This is a genomic window from Streptomyces cacaoi (assembly GCF_006539165.1).
Classification (GTDB): Bacteria; Actinomycetota; Actinomycetes; order Streptomycetales; family Streptomycetaceae; genus Streptomyces; species Streptomyces cacaoi.
This window is the reverse complement of the sequence record NZ_BJMM01000009.1, coordinates 93219-113015: the sequence shown is the minus strand read 5'-3', so window position 1 is coordinate 113015 and position 19797 is coordinate 93219. Positions and strand designations below refer to the sequence as shown.

The 19797-nt window shown below is 76.0% G+C and carries 16 protein-coding genes; 9 read left to right on the top strand and 7 right to left on the bottom strand.

Annotated elements, in window-relative coordinates:
• Positions 1-41: 41 nt before the first annotated feature.
• Positions 42-1430 (bottom strand): cryptochrome/photolyase family protein, encoded by a 1389-nt coding sequence (locus tag SCA03_RS11600; protein WP_086818039.1) that lies wholly within the window; start codon positions 1428-1430, stop codon positions 42-44.
• Positions 1431-1480: 50 nt separating this feature from the next.
• Positions 1481-3055, bottom strand: a complete 1575-nt coding sequence (locus SCA03_RS11595) for an SDR family oxidoreductase (RefSeq protein ID WP_086818040.1) — start codon at positions 3053-3055, stop codon at positions 1481-1483.
• Positions 3056-3497: 442 nt separating this feature from the next.
• Between SCA03_RS11595 and SCA03_RS11590 the strand changes: the two genes are divergently transcribed.
• Genes SCA03_RS11590 through SCA03_RS11570 form a run of 4 tightly spaced genes read left to right on the top strand, consistent with a single transcriptional unit; the run spans position 3498 to position 8549 of the window.
• Positions 3498-4625 carry a polyprenyl synthetase family protein gene (locus SCA03_RS11590; RefSeq protein ID WP_230988597.1) on the top strand — a complete coding sequence of 376 codons (1128 nt, stop codon included), beginning with the start codon at positions 3498-3500 and terminating at the stop codon, positions 4623-4625.
• Positions 4622-6166: a phytoene desaturase family protein gene (gene crtI, locus SCA03_RS11585; protein ID WP_086818042.1), complete on the top strand. Its 1545-nt coding sequence runs from the start codon at positions 4622-4624 to the stop codon at positions 6164-6166. Before SCA03_RS11590 ends, crtI begins: the two co-directional genes overlap by 4 nt.
• Entirely contained in the window at positions 6163-7455 is a 1293-nt protein-coding gene (locus SCA03_RS36120) for a phytoene/squalene synthase family protein (RefSeq protein WP_086818043.1), read from the top strand. Before crtI ends, SCA03_RS36120 begins: the two co-directional genes overlap by 4 nt.
• Positions 7452-8549 (top strand): DUF5914 domain-containing protein, encoded by a 1098-nt coding sequence (locus SCA03_RS11570; protein WP_086818044.1) that lies wholly within the window; start codon positions 7452-7454, stop codon positions 8547-8549. The genes SCA03_RS36120 and SCA03_RS11570 overlap by 4 nt, the downstream gene beginning before the upstream one ends.
• A 23-nt stretch (positions 8550-8572) precedes the next feature.
• Here SCA03_RS11570 and SCA03_RS11565 read toward each other — a convergent pair whose 3' ends face one another.
• Positions 8573-9628: an acyl-CoA dehydrogenase family protein gene (locus SCA03_RS11565; RefSeq protein WP_078874788.1), complete on the bottom strand. Its 1056-nt coding sequence runs from the start codon at positions 9626-9628 to the stop codon at positions 8573-8575.
• Between the two features lie 186 nt (positions 9629-9814).
• On the opposite strand from SCA03_RS11565, the gene SCA03_RS11560 reads away from it, so the two are divergent.
• From SCA03_RS11560 to SCA03_RS11540, 5 genes are all read left to right on the top strand, one after another.
• On the top strand, positions 9815-10060 hold the full coding sequence (locus SCA03_RS11560; protein WP_030881264.1) for a DUF5133 domain-containing protein: 246 nt from the start codon (positions 9815-9817) through the stop codon (positions 10058-10060).
• 430 nt (positions 10061-10490) lie between these two features.
• Positions 10491-10880: a fluoride efflux transporter CrcB gene (crcB, locus tag SCA03_RS36115; protein WP_170297956.1), complete on the top strand. Its 390-nt coding sequence runs from the start codon at positions 10491-10493 to the stop codon at positions 10878-10880.
• A complete protein-coding gene (locus SCA03_RS11550; protein ID WP_030881259.1) occupies positions 10877-11242 on the top strand; it encodes a DUF190 domain-containing protein in 366 nt (121 codons plus the stop codon). The genes crcB (SCA03_RS36115) and SCA03_RS11550 overlap by 4 nt, the downstream gene beginning before the upstream one ends.
• The gene (crcB, locus tag SCA03_RS11545; protein WP_030887859.1) at positions 11239-11613 is read left to right on the top strand and encodes a fluoride efflux transporter CrcB; all 375 of its coding nucleotides are present in this window, start codon (positions 11239-11241) and stop codon (positions 11611-11613) included. Before SCA03_RS11550 ends, crcB (SCA03_RS11545) begins: the two co-directional genes overlap by 4 nt.
• A 76-nt stretch (positions 11614-11689) precedes the next feature.
• A complete protein-coding gene (locus SCA03_RS11540) occupies positions 11690-12214 on the top strand; it encodes a MarR family winged helix-turn-helix transcriptional regulator (RefSeq protein ID WP_037850050.1) in 525 nt (174 codons plus the stop codon).
• Positions 12215-12393: 179 nt separating this feature from the next.
• Here the strand turns inward: SCA03_RS11540 and narI are convergent, their stop codons facing one another.
• The 4 genes from narI to SCA03_RS11515 all read right to left on the bottom strand — a co-directional run bounded on the left by narI (position 12394) and on the right by SCA03_RS11515 (position 19451).
• A complete protein-coding gene (gene narI, locus SCA03_RS11535) occupies positions 12394-13134 on the bottom strand; it encodes a respiratory nitrate reductase subunit gamma (RefSeq protein WP_086818459.1) in 741 nt (246 codons plus the stop codon).
• Positions 13131-13916, bottom strand: a complete 786-nt coding sequence (gene narJ / locus SCA03_RS11530) for a nitrate reductase molybdenum cofactor assembly chaperone (protein WP_141275353.1) — start codon at positions 13914-13916, stop codon at positions 13131-13133. The genes narI and narJ overlap by 4 nt, the downstream gene beginning before the upstream one ends.
• Positions 13913-15580 (bottom strand): nitrate reductase subunit beta, encoded by a 1668-nt coding sequence (gene narH, locus SCA03_RS11525; protein ID WP_086815599.1) that lies wholly within the window; start codon positions 15578-15580, stop codon positions 13913-13915. Before narH ends, narJ begins: the two co-directional genes overlap by 4 nt.
• Before the next feature lie 163 nt (positions 15581-15743).
• Positions 15744-19451 (bottom strand): nitrate reductase subunit alpha, encoded by a 3708-nt coding sequence (locus SCA03_RS11515; RefSeq protein ID WP_086815598.1) that lies wholly within the window; start codon positions 19449-19451, stop codon positions 15744-15746.
• Positions 19452-19797: the final 346 nt, after the last annotated feature.

Below are 19797 nucleotides of genomic sequence, written 5' to 3'. Positions count from 1 at the left end.
GTGCGGCCCGAGCTGGTCGCCGAAGTGCCGGTGCGGGGTGCTCACGGCTGCCGTCCCCGGCCGGTGCCGCGGGCGTGCTCGAAGCGGGTCCTGGCGTCGGCGAGGTCGACGATCGGCCCGGGGTAACCGCGGGCGGCGCGTTCGTCCGCGGCGAGCCGCCACGGTTCGTGCACCGTGCGGCCCTCCAGCCCGGCCAGTTCGGGGATCCAGCGCCGCACATAGGTGCCCTGCGGGTCGTACCGGGCCGCCTGCGCGAGGGGGTTGAGGACGCGGTTCGGCCGGGTGTCGGTGCCCGTGCCGGCCGCCCACTGCCAGTTGAGCTGATTGTTGGCGATGTCCCCGTCGACGAGCAGTTCGAGGAAGTGCCGGGCTCCGACGCGCCAGTCCACATAGAGGGTTTTGGTGAGGAAGCTCGCGGTGAGCAGCCGGCCGCGGTTGTGCATCCAGCCCTCGTGCCGCAGCTGGCGCAGCGCGGCGTCGACGACGGGGTAGCCGGTGCGGCCCTCCCGCCAGGCGGCGGTCTCCTCCTCGGCGGCGCGGCCGTGCCGCCATCTGTCGTGGTGGGTGCGGTAGTCCTCGCGGGAGGCGGCGGGGCGGGCCGCGAGGACCTGGTGGTGGAAGTCCCGCCAGGCGAGCTGGCGGACGAACGCCTCGGCGCCCGGGCCGCCGCCGCGGCCGGCCCGCTGCACCACCTCCACCGGGGAGAGCGTCCCGAAGTGCAGGTGCGGCGAGAGGCGCGAGGTGGCGTCGTCGCCGAGGTCGTCCTGGCGTCCGGCGTAGGAGGCCAGGCCGTCGCGCAGCCAGGCGGCCAGCCGCCGGCGCCCCTCCTGTTCGCCGCCCGGCGCCAGGCCCGGGGAGACACCGGAGAGGCGGCGGCGTGCGGGCAGCCGTTCGGAGCGGACGTCCTCGGGGACGGGGACGCGGCGGGGCGCGGACCGCACGCCGCGGCCGTGCTGCGCCCGCCACTTGCGGAAGTACGGGGTGAACACGGCGAAGTGGTCCCGGGAGGCGGGCGTCACCTCGCCGGGTGCGAGCGCGGTGACCACCCCGTCGTGGACGCGCAGTGCGCGGCCGTCCGCCGCGAGCGCGCGCTCCAGCCGCTCCTCGCGCCGCTGTGCGTATCCGCTGACGTCTCCCGCCATGTGCACCTCGGTGGCTCCGGTCTCCGTGGCCACGCGGCACACCTGCTCGACGACGTCGCCGGAGCGCACGACCAGCCGGCCGCCCCGCTCGCGCAGCCCGGCGTCCAGCGCGGCGAGGCAGTCGGCGAGGAACGCCTGCCGGTTGGGCGCGGGGAACCCGGTGGCGGCGATGGCCTCGTCCCGGACGAAGAGCGGTACGACGCGGTCCGCGGCGGCGAGCGCGGCGCACAGCGGCGGATGGTCGTGCAGACGCAGATCGGAGGTGAACAGGACGACGGCTGTCTGCACGGCGGCTCCTCGGGGGAAGGGGGCTGGCGGGACGGTGGACGGGCGCGGGGTCAGGGGTGCCCGTCGTCGGAGGCGGGCTGCCGGTCGCGGGTGTGCCGGGGCGCGGTCCGCTCGGCGGTGCGCGCGATGTTGCGAGCCATGCCGCCGAACACGACGGCGTGGAACGGGGAGACGCTCCACCAGTAGGCGTGGCCCAGCAGCCCGTGCGGATGGAAGAGCGCGCGCTGGCTGTACCGGGCCCGGCCGTCCGGTTCGGCCCGGCAGTACATCTCCAGCCATGCCAGGCCGGGCAGCCGCATCTCGGCCCGGAGCCGCAGCAGCCGTCCGCGCTCGATCTCCTCGACGCGCCAGAAGTCGAGCGAGTCGCCGGCCCGCAGCCGGGTGGCGTCCCGGCGTCCGCGGCGCAGCCCGACGCCGCCCACGAGCCGGTCCAGCCGGCCGCGTACGGCCCAGGCGAGCGGGAAGGAGTACCAGCCGTTCTCGCCGCCGATGCCCTCGATCACCCGCCACAGCGCGTCCGCCGGCGCGTCCACGGTCAGCTCCCGCCGGTCGGTGTACAGGCTGCCGCCGGCCCAGTCCGGGTCGGTGGGCAGCGGATCGCTGGGGGCGCCGGGCACCGAGGCCGAGGACCAGCGGGTGGAGACCCGGGCCTCCCGGATGCGTTCGAGGGCGAGGGAGACGGACTCCTCGAACGTCAGCGGGTATCCGGGCGGGCTCGGCACATGGCGCTCGATGTCCTGCTCGCGGCGGACGACCTCGTGCCGCAGCGACTCGGTCAGCGGCTGGGCGATCTGCTGCGGGACGGGCGTCACCAGGCCCACCCAGTAGCTCGACAGGCGCGGGGTGAGCACCGGCACCGGCACGATCACCCGCCGGGGCAGCCCGGCCACGGCCGCGTACCGGCGCATCATCTGGCGGTAGGTCAGCACGTCCGGGCCGCCGAGGTCGAAGGTCCGGTTCACCTCGGCGGGCATCCGGGCGCTGCCCACCAGGGCCCGCAGGACGTCGCGGACGGCCACCGGCTGGATGCGGGTGTGCACCCACTTCGGCGTGATCATCGCCGGCAGCCGCTCGGTCAGATAGCGCAGCATCTCGAACGAGGCCGAGCCCGAGCCGATGATGACGGCGGCCCGCAGCACCGTCGTGGGCACGCCCGATCCGAGGAGGATCCGCCCCACCTCGGTCCGGGACCGCAGATGCGGTGACAGCTCCCGCTCGGGCACCCGCTCCGGGGTCAGCCCGCCGAGGTAGACGATCCGCCGTACGCCGGCGGCCCGGGCCCGCTCCCCGAAGATCCGGGCGGCGCGGCGGTCGGTCTCCTCGAAGTCCGGGCCGCTGCTCAGCGCGTGCACCAGGTAGTAGGCGACGTCGATGTCCCGCATGGCGGCGCCCACCGTCTCCGGCCGGGTCACATCGCCGCGGGCCACGTCGACCCGGTCGGCCCACGGCATGTCCCGGAGCTTCTCGGGGGTGCGGGCCAGACAGCGCACCCGGTGGCCGGCGCCGAGCAGTTCGGGCACCAGCCGGCCGCCGATGTAGCCGGTGGCGCCGGTCACCAGGCAGGCCAGGCCGCCCGCCGCTTCTCCGGCCGGTCCCTGCCCGTGCCCTGTCTCCTCGTCGTGCATCCCGCCTCCGTCGCTCGCTCGCCCACCGCACCACCGGTACGCGGGCTTCCGTCTCCGACGCGCAGCCTGCCGTGTTCCGCGCCGCGGCGTCGCTCCCGCGCCGCCGTCCGTCCCGGCGTCCGTCCGGCGCCCGTTCCGCCGCCGTCCCCCTGTCCGTCCCGCCGTTCCGCAGTACGCACTTCCCCGCGCCGGGGAATGCGGCCGCCGCGCCGCAGCGACCGGGTGAACGGTCCCGCGCCCGCTCCACCGGGCGGCCGGGCCAGGGAAGGGACAGGGGGCTCCCCGTCCCCGCCGACGAGAGGAATGCCGGATGAGCCCCGCCAGGAAGACGGACCGTTCCTCCCCCGGGCACCCCCCGCCCGCCGCACCCGGCGCGCCGGTGTCCTGCCGGCCCCGGCCTGGCCCGCGGGACGAGCGCGGCCCGGGGCCCCGGCAGGCGCCGGTGTCCGCCCCGGCCCTGGTGGACGCCGATGTGGCGGCGGCGGTCGACGGCGTCCTGGAGTCCGTCCTGCGCGACCGGGTCGCCCAGGCCACCCGCCTGGACCCGGTGTTCGGGTCCGGCGTCGCCGAACGGCTGGCCCGCTTCGCCCTGTGCGGCGGCAAACGCCTGCGCGCACGCTTCCTGTGGTGGGGGATGCGGGCCTGCGCCGGCTCCGGCGGCGCCCCGGAGGACGACGGCCGGACGGCGGCGGCCCTGCGCCTGGCGGCGGCGCTGGAGCTGATCCAGGTGTGCGCGCTCGTGCAGGACGACGTCATGGACGGGTCGCCGGTACGGCGCGGCCGCCCGGCCCTGCACACCGAGCTGGCCGCCCGGTGTCCCGAGCGGCCGCCGGCGGGGCTCGCGTTCGGTGCGGCCGCCGCGGTGCTGGCCGGTGATCTGGCCCTCGTGTGGGCCGACGACCTGGCCGCCTGCCCGGGGCCCTCGCCCGCGGCCGACGAGGCGGTGCGCGCCCTGTGGCGGGCGCTGCGCACCGAGATGATCGCCGGTCAGTATCTGGATCTGCGCGGCCAGTCCACCGCCGGGCGCTCCCCCGACGAGGCCGTGCGCACCGCCTGCCTCAAGAGCGCCCGCTACACGGTCGAACGCCCCCTGGGGCTCGGCGCGGCGCTCGCGGGCGCGGACCCCGTCGTCACGGGAGCCCTGTGCGCGGCGGGCCGCCTCGCGGGGACCGCCTTCCAGCTGCGGGACGATCTGCGCAACGCGTTCGGCGGCCCGGGCACGTCGGGCAAGCCGGCCGGCGACGATCTGCGCAACGGCAAACCCACCTACCTCCTCGCCGTCGCCTGCGCCCGTGCCCGGGCGCAGGGGCGGCGGGCGGACCTGGCCCTGCTGCGCCGCCGGCCGGGACCCGGCGGCTTCCCGGACGCCGAGGTGGCCCGGCTGCGGGCGGTCCTCGACGAGACCGGCGCGCGCCGCGCGGTCGAGCAGAAGATCGAGCAGTTGGTGGCGGACGGCGAACGGCAGCTGGCCGCGGCACGCGCGGAGCCGGCGGCCGGTGGGCAACTGCGGGCGCTGATGCGGTCGTCGGCCGGGCTCCCGGCCGACGGCGGGGAAGGGAGCGCCCGGTGAGCCGGCGGCTGCCGGGGCCCACCGACCGGGTCGTGGTCGTCGGCGCGGGCCTGTCCGGGCTCTCCGCCGCCCTGCATCTGCTCGGCGCGGGGCGCCGGGTCACGCTGGTCGAGCGGGCCCCGGTGCCCGGCGGCCGGGCCGGCGTCGACGAGCGGGGCGGCTACCGGATCGACACCGGGCCGAGCGTCCTGACCATGCCGGACCTCGCCGACGAGGCGTTCGCCGCCGTCGGCGACAGCCTGCGCGCCCGGGTCTCCCTGGTTCCGCTCCACCCCGCCTACCGCGCGCTGTTCGCGGACGGCAGCCGGCTCGACGTCCACTCGGAAGCGGCGGCCATGGAGAGCGAGGTCGCCCGCTTCGCCGGGCCCGCCGAGGCCGCCGGGTACCGGCGGCTGCGCGCGTGGCTGCGGGAGCTGTACACGGTGCAGATGCGGCGCTTCATCGACGCCGACTTCGACTCGCCGCTCTCCCTGCTCACACCGGATCTGGCGCGGCTCGCCGTACTGGGCGGCTTCGGCCGCTGGGACGCCCGCGTCGGACGCTTCCTGCGCGACGAGCGGCTGCGCCGGGTCTTCACCTTCCAGGCGCTGTACGCGGGGCTGCCGCCGTCCCGGGCGCTGGCCGCCTACGCCGTCATCGCCTGCATGGACACCGTCCACGGCGTCCACTTCCCGCGCGGCGGTGTGCACGCGCTGCCCCGGGCGATGGCCGACGCGGCACGCGACGCCGGTGCCGCGCTGCTGCTCGGGCGGACCGTCACCCGGCTGGAGCGGCACGGCGGCCGGGTCACCGCTGTCGTCACCGACCAGGGCCGCATCCCCTGCGACGCGGTGGTCCTCACCTGCGAACTGGCCACCGCCTACCGTCTGTTGGGGCGCCGCCCGGTGCGGCTGCTGCGGCTGCGGCACTCCCCGTCCGCCGTGCTGCTGCACCTCGGGACGGACCGCACCTGGCCGCAGCTCGCCCACCACACGCTCTCCTTCGGCCGGGCCTGGGGCCGCACGTTCGACGAACTCACCCGCGCGGGACGGCTGATGAGCGACCCCTCCCTGCTGATCACCCGGCCCACCGCGACGGACCCGGCCCTCGCACCGCCCGGCCGCCACCTCCACCAGGTGCTCGCACCCTGCCCGAACACCGACATCGGCCCGGGCCCGGTGGCCTGGCGCTCCCTGGGCCCCCGCTACCGGGACGCCCTGCTGCGGGAGCTGGAGCGGCGGGGCCTGGCGGGGCTCGGCTCGTCCGTCGAGGAGGAGTGCCTGGTCACCCCGGCCGACTGGACCGCGCACGGGTACACGGCGGGCACGCCGTTCTCGGTGGCGCACAGCTTCGCCCAGACCGGCCCGTTCCGGCCCCGCAACCTGGTCGACGGCGTCGACAACGCCGTCCTGGCGGGCTGCGGCACCACGCCCGGCGTGGGGGTGCCGACGGTGCTGCTGTCCGGCAAGCTGGCGGCGGCCCGCGTCACGGGAGGCCCGGCACCGGCCGCGCGCCACATCACCGGCGCGGCGCGGCACGCCACGGCGGGTGCCGCCCGATGACCGGCCGGGAGCTGGACGCCGCCGGCATCACCGATCCGGCGCTGCGGGACGCCTACCGCAGGTGCCGCGCCCTCAACGCCCGGCACGGGCGCACCTACTTCCTCGCCACCCGGCTGCTCCCGCCGGACCGCCGGCCCGCCGTGCACGCGCTGTACGGCTTCGCCCGGTACGCCGACGACATCGTCGACAGCGTCGGCGCCGTGGGCCCCTCGGACACCGTGGCCCCGCTGGGCACCGTCGGCGCGACCACCCCGGACCCCACCGCCGAAGACGCCGGCACCGCCCGGAGCACCCGGGCCGGCCGATCCGCCGGGCACGCCGGGCACGCGGGGAACGCCCCCGGTGCGCCGCTCGGGGACGGCGCACCGGACGGGGCGCGCGGCGCGGCGCTCGCCCGGCTGGCGGTCCAGCTCGACAGGGCGCTGCCCGGCGGGCCGGAAGCGGAGCCGACGGCGTCCCGGGCCCCGGAGGCAACGGGCCGGGTGGAGGCGGCGGATCCGGTGGGAGCCGATCCGGCGATGGCAGCGGAGCCCGGGGCGGCGGCCGGGCCGGTGGCAGCCGGGTCCGCGCCGACCGAGCCCGTGGTGACGGCGGTCGCGCACACGGCCGCCCGGTACGCCATCCCCCGGCGGCACTTCACCGACTTCCTGGACTCCATGCGCAGCGATCTGACCGTCACCGACTACGCCACCTACGCCGATCTCCTCGGCTACATGCACGGCTCGGCGGCCGTCATCGGCCTCCAGATGCTGCCGGTCCTGGGCACGACCGTCCCCCGGGAGGAGGCCGAGGCACCGGCCGCGGCGCTCGGTGTCGCCTTCCAGCTGACCAACTTCCTGCGGGACGTCGGCGAGGACCTCGACCGCGGGCGCGTCTATCTGCCCCAAGACCTGCTGCACGCGCACGGCGTCGACCGCGCCCTGCTGAGCTGGAGCCGGACGACGGGGCGCACCGACGCCCGGATCACCGCGGCGCTGCGCGCCGCCGAGCACCTCGTACGCGGCGTCTACCGCGAGGCGGCGCCCGGCCTGGCGATGCTCGATCCCGTCTCCCGGCCGTGCATCCGCGCCGCGTTCGTGCTGTACCGGGGCATCCTCGACGCCGTCGCGGCCGACGGCTATCCCGTGCTGCACCGCCGCTGCGCCGTGCCCCGGCACAGGCGCGCCGTCGTCGCGCTGGACGGGCTGGTGCGCTGCACGGCGGCCCGGTACCGGCCCGGAACGCCCGCGTGGCCGGCGCCCCGGACGACGCCGGCGCGGCGCCCGGCGGGCCCCGAGGAGGCCCGGTGACCCGACGTGACTTCGGCCTCGGAGGCCGTCTTCCGCTGCGGTGGCGCCCCGCGCGCGCCTGGGAACAGCAGCGGCCCACCTGGCGCGAGGCGCGCCCCGGCCTGATCGCTGCCGCGCTGCGGCGCGCGCGTGCCCGGCCGGCGGGCAACTGGTTCGTCGTCGGCGCCCACCGCGAGCTGGCCGCCGGCCGTCCGCTCGGCGCGCGCCCGGCGGGCCGTGAGGTCGTCGTGTGGCGGAACCCGGACGGCCGGCTCGTCGCGGGCCCGGGCGTCTGCCCGCACCTGGGCGCACCGCTGGCGGAGAGCCCGGTGTGCCGGGGACGGCTGGTGTGCCGGTGGCACGGACTCGCCCTGGACGGCCGGGCGTTCGCGGGCTGGCAGCCGCTCCCGGTGCACGACGACGGCGCCCTGGTGTGGGTGCGGCTGGACGACGTGGGCGGGGAGGAGCCGCTGGCCGCGCCGGTGGTGCCGGAGCGCCCCGACCCGTCGGCGTCCGTGTGCGCCGTGTACCGCGGCACGGGGGTGTGCGACCCCGAGGACGTGGTGGCCAACCGGCTCGACCCGTGGCACGGCGCCTGGTTCCACCCGTACTCGTTCGTCGATCTGACCGTCGTGGCGGCACCCCCGGAGCGCCTGCCGGGCGACGGCGCGGGGGCCGGCGGCGGAGACTCCCGGGGCGCCGACAGAGGCGGCGGCACAGGCGGGGCGGGGGCCGGTGACGAGGAGGGCGAGGACTGCTTCGTCGTGGACGTCTCGTTCCGGGCGGGCAAGCGCCTGGTGGTACCGGTCCGTGCCCGGTTCACGGCCCCCGGACCGCGGACGGTGGTCATGCGCGTCACGCACGGCGAGGGGCGCGGCTCGGTGGTGGAGACCCACGCCACGCCGCTGGGCGCGGGCGCCGACGGCCGCCCGCGCACCGCGGTGTTCGAGGCCGTCGTCGCGACCTCGGACCGGCCGGGCTTCGCCGTGGCACGCGGCGCCGCGCCCCTGCTGCGCCCGCTCATGCGGGCCACGGCGGCCCGGCTGTGGCGCGACGACCTCGCCTACGCCGAACGCCGCAGCCGGCTGCGCGCCACGGGCACGTTCCCCGGCTGAACCGGCCGCTCCGCGCGGCGGGTTCAGCCCCGCAGCCGCTCCAGCAGGCCGTCCCGGATCGCCGGGCGGGAGCTGAACACCAGCATCAACCCGGCCTCGCGCAGCAGCCGTTGCGGGGTGGCGTCGTCCAGGATGCCCCGTCCCGCGCCCTGGACGACGGCGGCCGTCGCGGCGCGCACGGCGAACTCGCCCGCGTGCGCACGGGCCGCGTCGATCCCCGACAGGTCGTCCAACTCGGCGCGGCAGGCGTCGAGTTCGGACCACCAGTGGTCCTCGTCGAGCAACTGGACGGCCCGCCGGGCCACTCCGAGGACGAGGGCGCCGTTGAGCCGCTTGGTGACCGGCTCGCCCGCGGTGTGCTCGGCCCTGGTGGTCGTGGTGACCAGCCGGTCGGCGGGCACCGGGTGACCGGTGAACTCGACGGTGACGGTGCGGGAGGCGTTGGCGGCGAGCATCCGCTGCGGGGTCGTCCGCAGCGTCGGCCCCTCCTCCGCGTCGACGAGCAGCCAGGCGATGTTGTCGTCCGCGTCCCTGGCCGCCGTGCCGAGCACCTGCACCATGCCCCAGCCGCTCACCCAGGGCGCCGTGCCGTCCAGCCGGTAGCCGCCGGGCGCCGGGCGGACGGTCAGCCGGGGCGGTCCGGGGATGGCGCCGGTGAAGGCGGCGCCGCTGCGGATCTCCCCCCGTGCCAGCCCGGGCAGCCACCGCGCCCGCAGCTCGGGATCCGCCTGACCGGCCACCGTCGCGGTGATCCCCTGGTGCTGGCCGAGCGTCAGCGTGGTGCTGAGGCAGCCGCTGGCGAGGATCTCCCCCAGCAGGGCGGCGGTGGGCAGATCGACACCGAGCCCGCCGGCCTCCGCGGGCAGCAGCCCCCCGTAGAGGCCGTGCCGGGCCAACTCGTCCAGATTGTCGGTGAGTCGGCGCTGCCCGGTGTCCACCTCGCCCGCCCGGGGGTACAGCACCTCTTCGGCCAGCCTGGTGGCCAGGGCCACGGCGTCGCCCCCGCCCCCGGCGTCCCCTGCACCGGCAGCGCCCGAGGGGTCTCCGGCTCCGTCTGTGTACGCGGCGTGTTCGCTCATACGCCCCAAGCGTAGGCAGCCGCGCCGACAACCGCCCGGCCCGGCCACCCGCCGCACGACGCCGGGCGGTTGTGCCTGCGGGTTTGTCGCCGGGAGCCGGTGGCTACCCCGGCGGGCGGACCGCGAGCCGGCCGGGCCGGTACACCGGACGGCCCGCTCGCACACCCGCACCACCGGAGGCCCGCGTTGCTCGCCCATCCAGAGACCCTCAAGCGCCTCGTCGACCGGTACGAGACGCTCCGGCAGCAGACCGGCGGCCGGAGTCCCGACACCGGGGAACGCCGCGAGCTGGAGGACGTCTCGTACACCCTGTGCGTCGCCACCGCCACGCGGGACATCAGCAGCGCCCTGGCCGTCGCACGGGCGCGTGTGTGTGCCACCCGGGACCGGTCCGAGCAGGCCCGGGAAGCCGGCGAGCGGCCGGGCGGGTAACCTGGGCGGCGCGACGCCCCGGGCGTCGCACGGCGGTGGGGCCCGCCGTACCCGAACCGCGGCGCCGACGCCGCCAACGGTCCCTGCTTGCGACGAGCGCGCCCGGACGGCCGGGCGCCCCTGCGAGTAGGAGACGTGCGTGCAGATGCGACCCCACCCCGAGCCCCGACCCGAGCCCCGCCCCCGCGTTCCCTCTCCGGCGGACGAGCCGCAGAGGGGGAGCGAGCCGCGCCCTGGGGTACAGCCGAGCGCGCGGGACGGGTCGGGCCCGGAGGAAGCCGGTTCGGGTCCGCAGGGCGCCGGGCCGGGCGGGGACGCCGGGCGGGACCCGGGCCCCGAGCGCGGCGCACCCGAAGCGCACCGGCCCCGCCCCTCCGACGGCGCTCCCGCCTCCCCTCCCCCGCGGCGGCCCGCACCGTGGCGCGCGCAGGTGCCCGTCGCCGGCGTGGTCGCGCTCGGCGGGGCACTGGGTGCGACGGCGCGCTACGGCGTGCAGTCGGCGTGGCCGACGGCGGCGGGCGGCATCCCGTGGGCGACGCTCACGGTGAACGCCGTCGGCTGCGCGGTGATCGGGGTCTTCATGGTCGTCGTCGGCTCGCTGCGGACCGTCCATCCGCTGCTGCGGCCCTTCTTCGGCACCGGCGTACTGGGCGGCTTCACCACGTTCTCCACCTACGCCGGCGACACCGACACGCTGCTGGCCGCCGGGCACACGAGGGAGGCGCTGGTGTATCTGACGGTGACGCTCGCGGCGGCGCTGGCCGCCGCGTGGAGCGCGGCATGGCTGACACGCCGGGTGATGGCCTGGAGGCGGAGATGACGGAACGGACCGGTGAACGGACCGGCAGGGCACTGCGGATGACCGTCTACATCGGTGAGAGCGACACCTGGCACCACAAGCCGCTGTACACCGAGATCGTGCACCGGGCGCACCGCGCGGGCCTCGCGGGGGCCTCGGTGTTCACCGGCGTCGAGGGGTTCGGTGCGTCCTCGCTCGTGCACACGCAGCGGCTGCTGTCGCTGAGCGAGGATCTGCCGGTGGCGGTGGTCGTCGTCGACGAGGAGGAGCGGGTGCGCGCCTTCCTGCCGGAGCTGGAGGAGCTGGTGTCCGGCGGGCTGGTGACGCTCGACGCGTGCGAGATCGTCCGCCGCGCGGGCGGGGACGGAGGGCGGGAGCGGTGAACTGGCTGCTGGTGGCCGTCGGTGGCGCGCTCGGAGCGCCGCTGCGTTATCTGACCGACCGTGCGGTGCAGCGGCGGCACGACACCGTCTTCCCCTGGGGGACGTTCACGGTGAACGTGCTCGGCTGTCTCCTGCTGGGGGTGCTGACCGGCGCGGTGACGCACGGGGCGGCCTCGCATCCGGTGCAGCTGCTGCTCGGCACCGGGCTGTGCGGCGCGCTCACCACGTATTCGACGTTCTCCTACGAGACGCTGCGGCTGGCCGAGTCCGGCGCGAGGCTGTTCGCGGTCCTCAACGTGGCGGCGGGGCTGGTGGCCGGGCTCGGTGCGGTCGGCGTCGGTGGTCTCCTCGCGGACGCCGTCCGGGGCTGAGGGCGTGCACGCTCCGGTACACGGAGTGTGCGCTTCCGGGGGCCGGGAGGCGTACCGGCAGGTATAAACGTGCGTCATGGTGCACGACGAACCCGCGGGTGAACTGGCCGACGAGGCCGAGGAGGTGGCGCTCGCCGTGATGGAGGCGTCACAGCTGATGATCGAGGTGTCGGCGCGTGCGCTGGGGGCGGAGGACGAGTCGCTGACCCTGGCCCAGTTACGCACCCTCGTCGTGCTGCACACGGGCGGCCCGGTCAAACTGGCCTCGCTGGCGGGGACGTTGGGCGTCAATCCGTCGACGGCGACCCGTATGACGGAGCGGCTGGAGCGGTCCGGCTTCGTGGACCGGCAGATCAACCCGGACTGCCGGCGTGAGGTGGTGCTGCGGCTGACCGGCGCCGGGGCGCGGCTGGTCGAGCGCACGCTGGCCCGCAGACGGGCGGAGATCGCCCGCTGGGTGGCGCTGATCCCCGGCCGGGAGCGTGCCGAACTCGTCGCCGGGTTGCGGGCGTTGAGCCGGGCGGCGGGCGGTCCGGGCACCGGGCCCGGCGAGGAGGTGCGGCGTACCCGCGGCATCATGAGCGGCGCGGGTCCGGGCTGAGCCCCACGCACGCAACACGGCCGGGCACACGTGCAGGGCGGGCGCGCACACGGCCTGGCGTACCCGCGGGCCCGCGCGCACACGACCGGGCGTACCCGCGGGGCCCGGGCGCGGAGGTGTCCGGGCGCCGCCCGTCCGGCCGGGGAAAACCGGTGAACGGGCGGGCGGCGGGCGGGTGTTCAGCGTGGCGGTCGCCGCTCCAGGGGAGCCGCCGGGTGGCGGTAGGGCGTGGTACGGGCCCGGGAGCGGTAGACGAGGTACGGGCGCGTGAGATAGCCCAGCGGTGCGGTGAGGGCGTGCACGAGCCGGCTGAACGGCCAGGCGGCGAACAGCGCCATGGCCGGCAGCGCGTGTACCCGGTAGACGAGCGGTGCGTGTGCCATGGCCGCGGTGTCCGGGTCAAGGGTGAACAGGCTGCGGAACCAGACGGAGACGCCGAGGCGGTAGTCGTAGGGGTGGTGCGCCGAGACCGACGAGGAGAAGGTGGCGGTCAGCCCGGCCAGCAGGACGAGCGCCAGCAGCGGGTGGACGAGCCGGTCGCTGCGTGAGGTGCCCCTGCGCACGGCGGGCACCCGTAGCCGCCGGTACAGGAGCACGGCCAGACCGGCGACGGCGGCGATCCCCGCGGTGCCGCCCACCGTCAACGCGACGGCGTGGTAGAGCGGTTCGTGGACGGACAGCCGCTCGGTGAGCCACTCCGGCACCAGCAGCCCCATGACGTGCCCGCCCGCGACGAGGAACAGCGCGTAGTGGAAGAGCGGGCCGCCGATGCGCAGCAGCCGCGACTCGTGCAGCTGGCTGGAGCGGGTGGTGAAGCCGAAGCGGTCGTAGCGGTAGCGCCAGGCGGTGCCGCCGGCGAGGACGGCGAGCACCAGATAGGGCAGGACGCCCCACAGGGCGATGTGCAGATGGTGGGTCATCGGCGGGCTCCTCGCGGGCTGCCGGGCGGCTGACCCGCGCCGGGGTGCTCCCGCCCCGCCGTGCGGTCCCGCGGCGGGAAGGCGGGGGGCGGCAGGGGCACGGGGCCCGGCGCCGTGGTGGCCGCGCCGCCGGGTGCGCCGTAGGGGGTGAGGCCGACGCTCTCGGTGGGCGGGCCCTGGCGCCGGGCGTGGGCCGCCGCACGGTCGGCGTTCCGGTCGCGCGGCAGCGTGCCGAGGACGACGCCGGACAGTGCGGCGTAGGGGCTGCCGTACGCGGTCAGCGCGTCGTCGAGGACGGTGAGCGCGGCGCGGTGTGCGCACAGCACGTCGAGGCCGGCGTCGGGGCAGCGGGCCGCGAACTCCAGGACGACGGGCAGGAAGTCGGGCAGTTCGCCGTCGGCCGGCTCCCAGCCGTGTGCGCGGTAGAGCTGGGCGAGCCGGACGAGGGAGGCGCCGCGGCGGCGGGTGTCGCCGTCGGTGCAGTAGGTCAGGTGGAGGGTGCGGTGCCGGCTGCGGTCGAAGGTCGCGACGTACTGTTCGGCGGCTTCCCGGTCGGGCACGGAGGCCATGGCGGTGCAGAACCGCCGTACGGCCGCGGGCCCTTCGCCGGGCAGGCCGTGCAGCGCGGCGGTGGCCTCGGCCAGGGTGCGCCGCCGGTCCTCGCCCGGGTACGAGAGCAGCAGTCCGGTGGCGGCGTGCAGGGCGCGGCGCACCCCGGGCCCCTTGGGGGACTTCGGGGCTCTGGCCGATTTCACGGCTTCGGGGAGTCCGGGGGCCTTCATGCGTCCTTCCCCCCGCTCTCCCGGCGGCGCGGGAAGAGCCCGTCGGGCCGGCCCTCGCCGTTCCAGTCGAGCAGATTGACCCGGCCGCGCAGGCTCCGCCCCGTGGGGTCGGTCGCGGGCGCGGGCTGCGGCGGCACGGCCCCGGGCGGCGGTCCGCCGAGCGGGGCTCCGAGCGGGGCGTGGAAGGCGTCGGCGTCCGGCGGCCCCTGCGGGTACATGCCGGGGCCGCCGTCGGCCTCCAGGCTGCATCCGGCCTCCGCCGCCGCGCCCGCCGGGCCGGAGTGGCTGTAGCCGGTGGGGACGACGTAGCGCTCCTCGTACTTGGCGAGCGCCAGCAGCCGGTACATCGCCTCGATGCCGTCCTCGTCCATGCCGACGCCGCGGGCGAGCGCGGGATCGCGCGGCTCGCGCAGATTGACGCGGCGCATATGGGCGCGCATCGCCGCCAGTCGGCACAGGGCGGCCTCGACGGGCCCGGTGTCCCCGGCGGTGAACAGCTCCGCCAGATACTCCAGCGGGATGCGCAGGGTGTCGATGGCGCCGAAGAGCGCGGCCGGTTCCTCCCCGTCGAAGCCGTCGGCGGTGAGCGCGTCGACCACGGGGGACAGCGGCGGGACGTACCAGACCATCGGCATGGTGCGGTACTCCGGATGCAGCGGCAGGGCGACGCGGTAGTCGCAGATGAGCTTGCGCACGGGCGAGTCGCGGGCCGCGGTGACCCAGTCGTGCGGGATGCCGGACTCCTCGGCCGCGCGTGCCACCGCGGGGTCGTGCGGGTCGAGGAAGCAGTCCAACTGGGCGGCGTAGAGGTCCCGTTCGTCGGGGACGGAGGCCGCCTCGCCGACCTTGTCCGGGTCGTAGAGCAGTACGCCGAGGTAGCGCAGCCGGCCCACACAGGTCTCGGAGCAGACGGTGGGCTCACCGGCCTCGATACGCGGATAGCACAGCGTGCACTTCTCGGCCTTGCCGGTGCGGTGGTTGAAGTACACCTTCTTGTACGGGCAGCCGCTCACACACATCCGCCAGCCGCGGCAGCGGTCCTGGTCGACGAGGACGATGCCGTCCTCGACCCGCTTGTAGAGCGCGCCGGAGGGGCACACGGCCACACAGGACGGGTTGAGGCAGTGCTCGCAGATGCGCGGCAGATGGAACATGAACGTCTGCTCGTAGCTGAGCCGCACCTGTGTGCCGATCCGGCTGAGCACGGGGTCGCCGGCCAGCGCGTCGGGGCCGCCGCCGAGGTCGTCGTCCCAGTTGGGGCCGCCGGTCACCGCCGTGGGGCGGCCGTCGACGAGGGAGCGGGGCGGCGCGGTGGGCACGTCCTCGCCGAGCGGTGCCGAGAGGAGGTTGTCGTAGTCGTAGGTCCACGGCTGGTAGTAGTCGTCCAGCGTGGGCAGTTCGGGGTTGGCGAACAGCCGGGCGAGCCGCCGGGCCCGGCCGCCGCCGCGCGGGACGAGCCGCCCGTGCTTGAGCTGCCAGCCGCCGCGCCAGGTGTCCTGGTCCTCGTAGCGGCGGGGGTAGCCCTGGCCGGGCCGGGTCTCGACGTTGTTGAACCACGCGTACTCGGTGCCCGCGCGGTTGGTCCAGGTCTGTTTGCAGGTGACGGAGCAGGTGTGGCAGCCGATGCACTTGTCGAGGTTCATCACCATGGCCACCTGGGCCATGACGCGGGGCGCGGCCGGGCGGCGGCTCCGCCGGGACCGCCGGGCGTTCCGCTTCTGCCCGCCCTGCTGGTCCTGTTGGTCCTGCCGGTTCTGTTCCTGCTGGTTCTGTCGGTCTCGCTGGTCTCGCTGGTCTCGCCGGGTGCGGCGGGTTCGGTCGGGCATCTCAGTACTCCACGTTCCGGGTGCGGCGCCGGATGGTGGTGACGGCGTCGCGCTGGTTTCCGGTGGGCCCGTAGTAGTTGGGCGCGAACGACAGCTGGGCGTAGCCGCCGACGAGGTGGCTGGGCTTGATGAGCAGCCGGGTGAGCGCGTTGTGGACGCCGCCGCGCCGGCCGGTCGTCTCGGAGCGCGGCACGTTCACCAGGCGCTCCTGGACGTGGTACATGAACACGGTGCCGGGCGGCATACGGTGCGAGACGACGGCGCGGGCGACGACGACGCCGTTGGCGTTGACGGCTTCGAGCCAGTCGTTGTCCGCCGCGCCGATGGCCTCGGCGTCCTGCGGGGAGAGCCAGATGACGGGCCCGCCCCGGGCGAGGGTCTGCATCAGCAGGTTCTCCTGGTACTCGGAGTGGATGGACCACTTCGAGTGCGGCGTCAGATAGCGCACCGTCACCTCCCGCGCGCCGCTCCCCCGGCCCGTTCCCGTGCCCACCACGGACGGGCCCAACGGCGGCCGGTAGACAGGCAGTTGCTCGCCCAGCTCGGCCACCCAGGCGTGGTCGAGGTAGAAGTGCTGGCGGCCGGTGAGGGTGTGCCAGGGCTTGCGGTGCTCGGTGTTCACGGTGAAGGGCGCATAGCGCCGGTCCGGCGCCTCCTTGCCGGACCATTCGAAGCTGGCCCCGACCTGCACGGGCCCGTGCTGGGTGTCGGAGAAGACCACCCGGCGCTCGGCGACGGACTCGGCCAGCGCCTCCAATCCGCTGCCGGGCCCGCACCGTTCGGCGAGCCGCCGGAAGCCCTCGGCGGCGATCCGTCCGTTGGTGGTGCCGGAGAGCGCGAGCACGGCCTCGCACAGCTTCACATCGGTGTCCAGCAACGGGCGTCCCCGGGCGGCCCCGTCGCCGGCACTGCCGCACCGGGCGCGCAGCCACTCGACCTCGGGCCCGGCGCCGACGGTGACGCCCTTGACGGTGATGCCGCGCTCCTCCACCAGCGGGCCGAGCGCCGCGAGCCGGTCGGCGACGGCGGTGTAGTCCCGTTCGACGAGGGTGCAGCGGGGCCGTTCCCGCTCGCCCGGGCCCGGCGCGGTGGGGCTGTGCGCGGTCTCGTCCGGGGTGTCGTGCTGGAGCGCGGTGGCGACCAGGTCGTAGGTCTTCTCCAGCCGTCCGCGGGCGAGCCGGCCGAGCGCGGCGGCGAGCCCGTGGAAGATCTCGAAGTCGGTGCGGGCCTGCCACGGGGGGCTGATCGCGGGCGAGAAGGCGTGCACGTAGGGGTGCATGTCCGTGCTGGAGAGATCGTGCTTCTCGTACCAGGTGGCGGCGGGCAGCACCAGGTCGGCCATGAGCGTCGTGGAGGTCATCCGGAAGTCGAGCGCGAGGAGCAGATCGAGCTTGCCGCGCGGGGCCTCGCGCCAGGTGACCTCGCGGGGCCTGTCCCGCGGGGCGGCCTCCTCGGCCGCGGCGTTGTCGCTCGCGCCGAGGAGGTGGCGCAGGAAGAACTCGTTGCCCTTGGCCGAGGAGCCGATGAGGTTGGCGCGCCACACGGTCAGCACCCTGGGCCAGTTGGCCGGGTCGTCCGGGTCCTGGCAGGCGAACCGCAGCCGCCCGGCGGCGAGTTCGTCGGCGGCCCACTCGTCCGGCGGGCGTCCGGCGGCGTGTGCGCGCGCACCGAGGTCGAGCGGGTTGCCGGTGAACGTGGGGTAGCTGGGCATCCAGCCGCGCCGGGCCGAACGGGCCACGAGGTCGGCGGTGTGCGCCCCGGTGAACAGCCCGCGCCCCAGCGGGGAGGCGAGCGTCTCCGCGCCGTGGCTCTCGTACCGCCACTGGTCGGTGTGCAGGTACCAGTACGGGGTGCCGGCCATCTGCCGGCTGGGACGGACCCAGTCGGCGGCGGACTGGAGGTGCTGCCACCCGGCGTACGGGCGGACCTTCTCCTGCCCGACGTAGTGCGCCCAGCCGCCCCCGTTGACGCCCTGGCAGCCCGTCAGCAGCAGGAGGGAGAGGAACGACCGGTAGACGGTGTCGGAGTGGAACCAGTGGTTGGTGCCGGCGCCCATGACGATCATGCAGCGCCCGCCGGTGGCCTCGGCCGTCCGTGCGAACTCCCGTGCGGCCCGCACGGCCGCGCCCGCTGGCACCGAGGTGAGGGCCTCCTGCCAGGCGGGCGTGCCGGGCTCCCCGGCGTCGCCGTAGCCCTCGGGCCACCGGCCGGGCAGCCCGGGGCGGCCCACGCCGTACCGGGCGAGCAGCAGATCGAGAACGGTGGTGACGGTGCGGCCGGCGATCCGCCGTACGGGGACGCCGCGGCGCAGCGTGCCCGGCTCGTCGAACCGCGGCAGCAGCAGCTCGACGCTCTCACCGCCCGCGCCGCCTCCCGCTCCGTCTCCGTCTCCGTCTCCGTCTTCGCCTCCGTAGAGGGTGAGCAGCGGGTCCACCCCGCCGAGGTCGAGGTTCCAGCGCCCCTTGCCCTGCTCCGACCAGCGGTCCCCCAGCGTCCCGTTCGGCACGACGACGCGCCCGCTCGCGGCGTCCAGCAGCACCGGCCGGAACCGGGCCTCCGCGTCACCGGCCCGCGGACCGCCGGGCTCGGGCTCACCGGACCGGGGCCCGCCGGACCGCGGGGCCTCCGGCTGTCCCGCGCGCTCGGCCGTCAGGAACGGGCCGGGCACGAAGCCGCCCTGCTCGTGCTCCTCCAGCTCGACGAGGAACGGCAGATCCGTGTACCGCTTGACGTAGTCGGTGAAGTACGGCACCTGCCGCTCGACGTGGAACTCCCGCAGCAGCACGTGCCCCATGGCCATGGCCAGCGCCGCGTCGGTGCCGGGGTGCGGGTGGAGCCACTCGTCGGCGAACTTCGTCGCGTCCGCGTAGTCCGGGGAGACCACCACGACCTTCTGGCCCCGGTAGCGGGCCTCCGTCATCCAGTGCGCGTCCGGGGTGCGGGTGACGGGCACATTGGAGCCCCACAGCATCAGATAGGCCGCGTCCCACCAGTCGCCCGACTCGGGCACGTCCGTCTGGTCGCCGAACACCTGCGGTGAGGCGATCGGCAGGTCGGCGTACCAGTCGTAGAACGAGAGCATCGGCGCGCCGATCAGCGCGTGGAAGCGGGCCCCGACGGCGTGCGAGGCCATCGACATCGCCGGGATCGGCGAGAAGCCGGCGATCCGGTCCGGCCCGTGTGCGACGAGGGTGTGCACATGGGCCGCGGCGGCGATCTCCAGCGCCTCGTCCCAGCCGATCCGGACGAGGCCGCCCCTGCCGCGGGCCGACTGGTAGCGGCGCCGCCGCTCCGGGTCGCCGGTGACCTCGGCCCAGGCGGCGACCGGGTCCCCGAGCCGCTCCCTGGCCTCGCGGTACATCTCCACCAGCACGCCGCGCACCATCGGGTACCGCACCCGGGTCGGCGAGTAGGTGTACCAGGAGAACGAGGCGCCCCGGGGGCAGCCCCGCGGCTCGTACTCGGGGCGGTCGGGGCCGACCGAGGGGTAGTCCGTCTCCTGCGTCTCCCAGGTGATCAGCCCGTCCTTGACATAGACCTTCCACGAGCAGGAGCCGGTGCAGTTGACGCCGTGCGTGGAGCGGACGACCTTGTCGTGCGCCCACCGGTCGCGGTACGGCTCGTCGTTGACGCGCTGGTCGGTGCGGTAGACGGCCCGCAGATCGCCTGTCGTGGGAACGCCGCGCAGCGCTCCGGCGACCGCGAGCAGCCGCTCCGACGCGGCAGCCGCGGCCCGTTCGGCACTCGCGGCCGACCGCGCTCTCCTCGTGCTCCGGCCGGCGCCCCCGCCGCCCCCGGTGTCCGCGGGTCCCCCGGCGTCCCCTGCCTTGCTGCGCCCTGTCCGTCGCGCCACGGCTCGCGCTCCTTCCCCGGATGCGCCCGTGCGCCGCCCATCCGTCGAGCGGGGCACGGGCTCCGCTTTCCGGACCAGATTCACTCGGCCCGAGCGGTGACACGCAGGAGATTCCGGGGAATTGGTGCCCGCTATAGGTAATTTTTCTTGCCTTTTGCAAGTGTTTCCGGATGCATATGTCCCCGGCCCGTGCGGGACGACA